General features: G+C 61.6%; 6 protein-coding genes and 1 riboswitch. Of the genes, 1 reads left to right on the top strand and 5 read right to left on the bottom strand.

Annotated elements, in window-relative coordinates; all coding sequences use genetic code 11:
* Positions 1 to 127: 127 nt before the first annotated feature.
* Genes AC1DVH_RS25810 through AC1DVH_RS25790 form a run of 5 tightly spaced genes read right to left on the bottom strand, consistent with a single transcriptional unit; the run spans position 128 to position 4,203 of the window.
* A complete protein-coding gene (locus AC1DVH_RS25810; RefSeq protein ID WP_108216808.1) occupies positions 128 to 769 on the bottom strand; it encodes an urea amidolyase associated protein UAAP2 in 642 nt (213 codons plus the stop codon).
* Between the two features lie 11 nt (positions 770 to 780).
* Positions 781 to 1,506, bottom strand: coding sequence for an urea amidolyase associated protein UAAP1 (locus AC1DVH_RS25805; protein WP_477756187.1), 726 nt, complete (start codon positions 1,504 to 1,506; stop codon positions 781 to 783).
* A 13-nt stretch (positions 1,507 to 1,519) separates the two neighbouring features.
* Positions 1,520 to 2,308: an ABC transporter ATP-binding protein gene (locus AC1DVH_RS25800; protein ID WP_477756186.1), complete on the bottom strand. Its 789-nt coding sequence runs from the start codon at positions 2,306 to 2,308 to the stop codon at positions 1,520 to 1,522.
* Positions 2,305 to 3,120, bottom strand: coding sequence for an ABC transporter permease (locus AC1DVH_RS25795; protein ID WP_477756185.1), 816 nt, complete (start codon positions 3,118 to 3,120; stop codon positions 2,305 to 2,307). The genes AC1DVH_RS25800 and AC1DVH_RS25795 overlap by 4 nt, the downstream gene beginning before the upstream one ends.
* Before the next feature lie 15 nt (positions 3,121 to 3,135).
* Positions 3,136 to 4,203, bottom strand: a complete 1,068-nt coding sequence (locus AC1DVH_RS25790) for a putative urea ABC transporter substrate-binding protein (protein WP_477756184.1) — start codon at positions 4,201 to 4,203, stop codon at positions 3,136 to 3,138.
* 60 nt (positions 4,204 to 4,263) lie between these two features.
* Positions 4,264 to 4,364, bottom strand: a riboswitch (guanidine-I (ykkC/yxkD leader).
* Positions 4,365 to 4,659: 295 nt separating this feature from the next.
* Here AC1DVH_RS25790 and AC1DVH_RS25785 point away from each other — a divergent pair.
* The gene (locus AC1DVH_RS25785) at positions 4,660 to 4,902 is read left to right on the top strand and encodes a hypothetical protein (protein WP_477756183.1); all 243 of its coding nucleotides are present in this window, start codon (positions 4,660 to 4,662) and stop codon (positions 4,900 to 4,902) included.
* Positions 4,903 to 5,017 lie beyond the last annotated feature (115 nt).

The raw sequence follows: 5,017 nt of genomic DNA, 5'->3' as shown, positions 1-5,017 counted from the left end.
TGACTGACACACCGCTATCGCGAGCAAGCTCGCTCCCACAGGGTTATTCAGTGTTTTTACTGTTTGAGGCACTGCCCCGAACGGGCCTGGCACAAGGCAAACAACCAGCGGCGCAACCGCGAAAGTTTCAGTTCCATACCAGCAGCTCCGCAGGGGTGGGGTTGTAGGCGTTGCACGGGTTGTTCAGTTGCGGGCAGTTGGAGATCAGCACGATCACGTCCATCTCGGCCCGCAGGTCGACGTACTTGCCCGGTGCCGAGATGCCGTCTTCGAAGGTCAGGCCACCGTCGGCGGTGACCGGCACGTTCATGAAGAAGTTGATGTTCGGCCCGATGTCGCCCTTGCCCAGGCGGCCATCGTGAGCACAGGCGCGCAGGTAGTTGTCGCGGCAGCTGTGCATGTAGCGTTTTTCCAGGGCGTAGCGCACGGTGTTGCTCTCTTGCGCACAGGCGCCACCCAGGGTGTCGTGACGCCCGCAAGTGTCGGCAACGATGGTCAGCATCGGCTTGCCGAGGTTGGAATACAGCACGCTGCCGGTGCTCAGGTACACGCTGTTCTGCCGGCGCAGGGTGCGCTGCACGTCGTAGCGTTCCTTCGGGTTGGCAACGCTGTAGAACAGGGTGTCGACAGCCTGGTTACCCTCCAGGTCGAGAATGCGCAAAGTCTGGCCGGCCTTGACCTCCATCAGCCAGGGCTCTCCGGCGGGGATGGTGGCGCGGTAGACGGCCGTTTCAGGCGACTGTGGAGCGGTGGCGATTGCGAGTGACATGGCAGCGATCCTCAGGCGAACAAACGGTCGGTGTTGATGAATCCACGCTCGTTTTCCGGGCGCGAGGTGCGGCAGTGTTCGGCGACGCTGGCGTCGGCGTTCATCCAGCTGAGCTTCAAGGGCTTCGGTGCGTATTGCGGCGACGGATCCATCGGGTGCTGCAGGGCGGTGAGTACCACCAGGGTGTCCATCGGCGCGTACAACTCGATGTAGTCGCCAGCCTTGGAATTGCCTTCGACGAAGTGGAAACGCCCGGTGTCATCGACGTTCACGCGGCTGAACAGGTTGAGGGTCATCAGCAGCTCGGACAGGCCCAGCCCCCACTTGCCCAGTTCCACCAACAGGTTGTCGGTGCCATTGCGGAAGAAGCCGTTGCGCAATTCCTGATAGCGGCCGGCGCCGTACTTTTCTGTCACTTCTTCAGCGCAGAGCACGCCGCCCAGGCTGTCGCTCCAGCCGCAGGTGTCGGCGGTGATGGCGGCCAGCACGCGGCCCATGTCCGAGTACAGGTAGTGGCCGGCGGTGAGCTTGGCGGTGTGTTGGCATTTGAGGCTGTCGGGCAGGTTCAAGCGCTCGGTTTTTTCATTGGCGTTAAGCAACGTCAGGCTGACGTTGGCGCCGCCGCRCAGGTCGGTCAGGCGCAGCAGTTGGCCGCGCTTGAGCACGAAGGAACGATGGCTGCCGCCGGGGAGCATTTCCTCGGCGAAGGGCGGGAACAGTCGGGTCGAATCAGTCATGGGCAAAACCCTCTCAAGCGGTTCGAAGTGAGCCCGCCAGTTGCACTGGCAGGGCGTCGACGGCGGCACGGTGGGTGCGGCGGTCGCTGTTCAAAGGGATGTCGTAGGTGATGCGTGCGCCATAGCGGCCGGGTGCATGCGGGTCGAGACGGACCTTGTCGAACACCAGCAAGCGGGTGCCGAGGCTGAAGCCTTCGGACAGGTCATGGGTGACCATGAACACTGTCAGTCGGGTCTCGCGCCACAACTCCAGGAGCAAGGCGTGCATGTCTTTGCGGATGCCCGGGTCGAGGGCGCCGAAAGGTTCGTCGAGCAGCAACACCCGCGGCTTCATGATCAGCGCCTGGGCGATGGCCAGCCGTTGTTGCATGCCGCCGGAGAGCTGCGCCGGGTACTTGTCCAGCGAGTGGCCCAGGCCGACTTTGTGCAGCAGCACCGAAGCCTGTTCGCGGGCCTCTTTTTTCGCGCTGCCAAACAGGCGTCCAAGCAAACGCGAACGAGGCAGTTCAAGGCCGAGAGCGACGTTGTCCAGTACGCTCAGATGCGGGAACACCGAGTAGCGCTGGAATACCACGCCACGGCTGGCGTCCGGCTCTGCGGCCAAGGGCTGGCCGTCGAGCAGGATCTCGCCGCGACTGGCGCGTTCCTGGCCGAGCAGCAGGCGCAGGAAGGTCGATTTGCCGCAACCGGAGGCACCCACGAGGGTGCAGAACTCACCTTCGTTGACGTTCAGGTTCAGGCCTTCAAGCACCACTTGATCGGCGTATTGCTGCCAGACGTTTTTAACGGTGATGAAACTCATTTTGCGGCCCCTTCATACCAGGGAAAGGCACGGCGGGTGAGGTACTTGAGGCCCCAATCCATCAGCCAGGCGAGCAGGGTGATCCACACCACGTAGGGCAAAATCACGTCCATCGCCAGGTAGCGGCGCACCAGGAAAATCCGGTAGCCRAGGCCGTCGGTGGAGGCGATGGCTTCGGCGGCAATCAGGAACAGCCATGCCGAGCCGAGCATCAGTCGCAGCGAAATCAACAACCGTGGCAGCAGTTGCGGCAGCACCACCCGCAGCATCAGGGTCCAGGTAGACGCGCCGAGGGTCTGGGCCTTGATCAGCAGTTCCACGGGAATTTCCCGGGCGCGCTGTTCCAGGTCCCGGGCCAGCGCCGGAGTAATGCCGATCACGATCAGCATCACTTTCGACAACTCACCCAAACCGAAGACGATGAACAGGATTGGCAGGATCGCCAGCGGTGGCACCATCGACAGCACGGTCAGCAAGGGTGACAACGGCGCACCGAACAACGGCAGGGTACCGGCGGCGATGCCCAGGCACAGCCCGGCCAGGGCGCTGATGCCCAGGCCAATGGCCAGGCGTTGCAGGCTGGACGCCGTGTCTTGCCACAGCAGGTATTCGCCGGTGCGGGTGTCGGCCACGAACGCCAGGCGTTTCACCGCATCGGTCATCTGCACGGCGCTGGGCAGCAGCTTGTCGTTGGGGTTGTCCGCCAGTCGCTCGGCCGAGCCCGTGAAGTAGGCGAACAGCACCAGGGCGAACGGCAGGATCACCAACAGCAGGCGACTCGGGCGGTCCGGGTGATGGTTGATCAGACGCATGGCCGGTTCTCCTGATTACAGCTTGGCGTCGGCGGCCATCTGCACGTAACTCGGGTCGAAGCGCAGCTTGAGGTTGCCCTTGTCGCCGCTGGTCACGCCGTTGGCGAAGGCCATGCCGACCGCGCTGGTGTCTTTGGCGCCTTCACCGAGCAAGCCGTGCTGGAACGAGAACTCGGCGACCTTGCGCATGGTTTCCGGCAGTTGCTTGCTGGTGCTGAACGCCAGGGCTTCCTTGGGCGTGGCGAACAGCCTGGTGGTGTCCAGTTGTGCCTGGAAACCCGCCAGGTCAGTGCCCGAGGCTTTGGCCATATGTTCCAGCGCGGCTTTGCTGGCGGCGTTTTTCGCGCTCATCAACTCGACCACTTCGAACCAGGCGCCAGTCAATGCCTTGCCCAGGGCCGGGTTGTCTTTGAGGGTGGCGCTGTTGAGCACCATCATGTCCATGATTTCGCCGGGGATCTGGCTGGAGTTGAACACCTCGGTCACGGCAGGCTTGGCCTTGATGTCCGAGAGCATCGGGTTCCAGGTGGTAACGGCGTTGACCTGATCGGTGTTGAAGGCGGCCGAGATATCGGCGTCGGAGGTGTTGACCACTTTCAGGTCTTTCTCGGTGAGGTCCACCGAATCCAGAGCCCGGGCCAGCAGGTAATGGGACACCGACAGCTCCACCAGGTTGACGTCCATGCCCTTGAGGTCGGCGACTTTTTTGCCTTCGCCCTTGAGCACGATGCCGTCGTTGCCGTTGGAGAAATCGCTGACGATCAGCGCAGTGCTGTCGACGCCGCCGGCGGCCGGAATGGTCAGCGCGTCCATGTTGGTCATGGTGCAGCCGTCGAATTGGCCGGCGGTGTACTGGTTGATGGATTCGACGTAGTCATTGAGTTGCACCACGTCGATCTTGATGCCGTACTTTTTCGCCCATTTATCGACGATGCCCTGGCTGCCGGCATATTCCCACGGCATCCAGCCGGCGTAGATCGTCCAGCACACGCTGAAGTGATCTTTCTGGGCGGCCTGGGACGAGAAGCTCACGAGGGCTGCGAACGCAGCGGCGAGCAGGGCGGGTAAACGAAGTTGGGACATGGTGGTTCTCCAGTTGATCAGGGACGGACAGGAAGGCAGCGGCACCGCGAACGGTGGCTTGTCTCCCGGGCTTTTGTCCCGCCGTGTAACCTCAACTGGAGGTCGCCAACTCTCGGACCAGTCACTCGCGATTGCGAGCCGGAACCCTAGTCAGCCATTGCAAATTGTGGTGCCGCGAACCTGTGGTGACGCCTGCACATTTTTTTGGAACAAGTGCGCTAAAGCGAGAGACGTGCCAAGTTGCTCCGAGCGCTCTAGCGTGGGGGACGGGGTGGTCGGCGGTTTTGATCGGGAGGGCAGGCTGCCTTGTGATGGTGCGCAGGTGCACCGCATTGGAACGTATCCGCCGCTGATCAGAAGGTGGATGCGGCGTTGCACTTGGCAGAGATTTACCAGTCAAAAAAGGTGTCAGCCGGTCTGTGCCGACTGCTGTCACGGGTCTTCACGGAGGCCGTCATGTTGCGTCGATTGTTGTTTGGTGCAGTGCTCGGTTTTGGATTGTCTGGCTGCTACTACTACGACGGTCCTGCCGACGACTACGCGGCACCTTATTACTATCCCGGTTACTACTCGCCTTATTACCACGGCGGCTATTACAGCCCACGTTACTACGGTGGTTATCGCTCCTATTACTATGGTGGTCACGGCTATCACGGCGGTGGATATCATGGCGGTGGATTTCACGGTGGCCACCGTTAATCATGGCGTGAATGGATGAAAAACCTTTCATCGGCCAGATGTTTCTACTTGTTTCAGGAGCGCACCAGGTTCCGAATTCGATGTCTGATATTTCGACAGTCACCGAACATTTGAC

The organism is Pseudomonas sp. P4_C3 (assembly GCF_056402075.1).
This window is presented reverse-complemented; position numbering and strand designations above follow the sequence as displayed.

Coding starts and splice junctions, on each gene's coding strand:
- AC1DVH_RS25810 (WP_108216808.1), bottom strand. CDS start 769: ATGTCACTCGCAATCGCCACCGCTCCACAGTCGCCTGAAACGGCCGTC.
- AC1DVH_RS25800 (WP_477756186.1), bottom strand. CDS start 2,308: ATGAGTTTCATCACCGTTAAAAACGTCTGGCAGCAATACGCCGATCAA.
- AC1DVH_RS25790 (WP_477756184.1), bottom strand. CDS start 4,203: ATGTCCCAACTTCGTTTACCCGCCCTGCTCGCCGCTGCGTTCGCAGCC.
- AC1DVH_RS25785 (WP_477756183.1), top strand. CDS start 4,660: ATGTTGCGTCGATTGTTGTTTGGTGCAGTGCTCGGTTTTGGATTGTCT.